At 39.5% G+C, this 1,432-nt stretch carries 2 protein-coding genes; both read left to right on the forward strand.

Translation table 11 applies throughout. The annotated features are described in order from the left end of the window. Positions 1–153 precede the first annotated feature (153 nt). The gene (locus tag EYW48_RS21105) at positions 154–474 is read left to right on the forward strand and encodes a hypothetical protein (protein WP_176312716.1); all 321 of its coding nucleotides are present in this window, start codon (positions 154–156) and stop codon (positions 472–474) included. Between the two features lie 142 nt (positions 475–616). Next, complete coding sequence (locus tag EYW48_RS21110) at positions 617–1,054, forward strand: hypothetical protein (protein WP_193838133.1); 438 nt, start codon at positions 617–619, stop codon at positions 1,052–1,054. Positions 1,055–1,432: the final 378 nt, after the last annotated feature.

A 1,432-nucleotide genomic window follows, 5' to 3' on the forward strand; every position in this document is an offset into this window, starting at 1 on the left:
TTCACATAACAAACAATTTAAGTGGATTCTCAACGCGTGGCAGTTTTACTATGCGTTGAGTAAAGTGTTTTACGGTGCAATGCAGCGGCTTGGTCAGTGCGTTGTTCACCACTTAATTGGGCGTTAGGCTTTTCTTTTAGTAATGGGGGCAATATGGCATTAGAAGAGCAATCATATTACGAACTTTGGTTTGAGAGTTTTACTCTTTCAAGTTCGTCAGGCCACAGTAGTTCGGTACAGTTACGACTTATTAAAGGTCAATCTATGCCGAATGAAATAGAGGTTGAATGTGAAGCTAGAAACAGGAAACCATATGAGTTATTGACTGAATGTAGCAAAAAACTATTCAACGATTATCCTGTTGGAACAAAATTCAAATTAAAAGCAAAACTCACCGATAGAGAAGGTGAGGGGATGTTTTTGTATAGTTATTATCGTTGGCAGCCATTGGAGATCATTGAACCATCAGCCTAACAAACAATTCAAGTGGATTCTCAACGCGTGGCAGTTTTACTATGCGTCAGGTAAAGTGTTTACGGTGTAATGCAGCGGCTTGACCAGTGCGTTGTTCACCACTTAATTGGGCGTTATATTATTTGGGGCATTGGAGCAAAAAATGCAGTTGGATGAGATTGATTGGATATTTGTTGTAGCGGTGATTCTTGGTGCTGTTGGATCTGTAATTGGTCAAATAGAAAGCATTATTGGTTCTGAAGCTCTTGCTTATTTTGTGCTCGCTTTAAAAGTTCTTTCGGCTGTATTGAGCATTGCATTTGCCATATTTAAGTTTCTTAGGCTTAGACCTTATGAGGTTGTATTAAGTGATAAGGACTTTTCGCTCGACGGTGACGACTATATACACAAAATTGCAAAGTCATCTCATAAGAAAGGATCTCATCCGTCGGTACACACAAGCCTTTTACTTTTAGATGGCTCCGTCCAAAGTATCGACATTTACGATGAAGTTGATGGGGATGGAAATGTTGTGATTGCACATGCTGGTACATCATTTGATGACAAAGATAGAAAATTAAGAGTTATCATCAAGGCATAATAATATAACAAACTGTTTAAGAGTGATTCGCAACGCGTGGCATTTTCACTATGCGTTGTTTTAAGTGATTAAGGTGGTATGCGGCAGCATCGGTATTGCGTTGCTCACACCTTAACAGGGCGTTATGTGTTTGATGAGTTTTTAGGGTTAACTCTACGATTTCATAGAGAATTCGTTCCGTATTTTCGGCAAGTTGGCTTGGTCGAAATGGATTCTTGAACAACCTGAGATTGATCGTTTTCAAGGTTCTCGGGTTGCCTCAATTGAGTGCTGGATCAGGTTTGTGTTGAGTTTCATCAGTTTCAAATCGCTTTAATTGAAATGTCCTTTTGACTGGTTTTCTTGCTGACATTCAGCTCTGAAAATCTGGTGACGCAA

Source organism: Vibrio sp. 1180_3, from assembly GCF_029478545.1.
GTDB classification, from domain to species: Bacteria; Pseudomonadota; Gammaproteobacteria; order Enterobacterales; family Vibrionaceae; genus Vibrio; species Vibrio aestuarianus.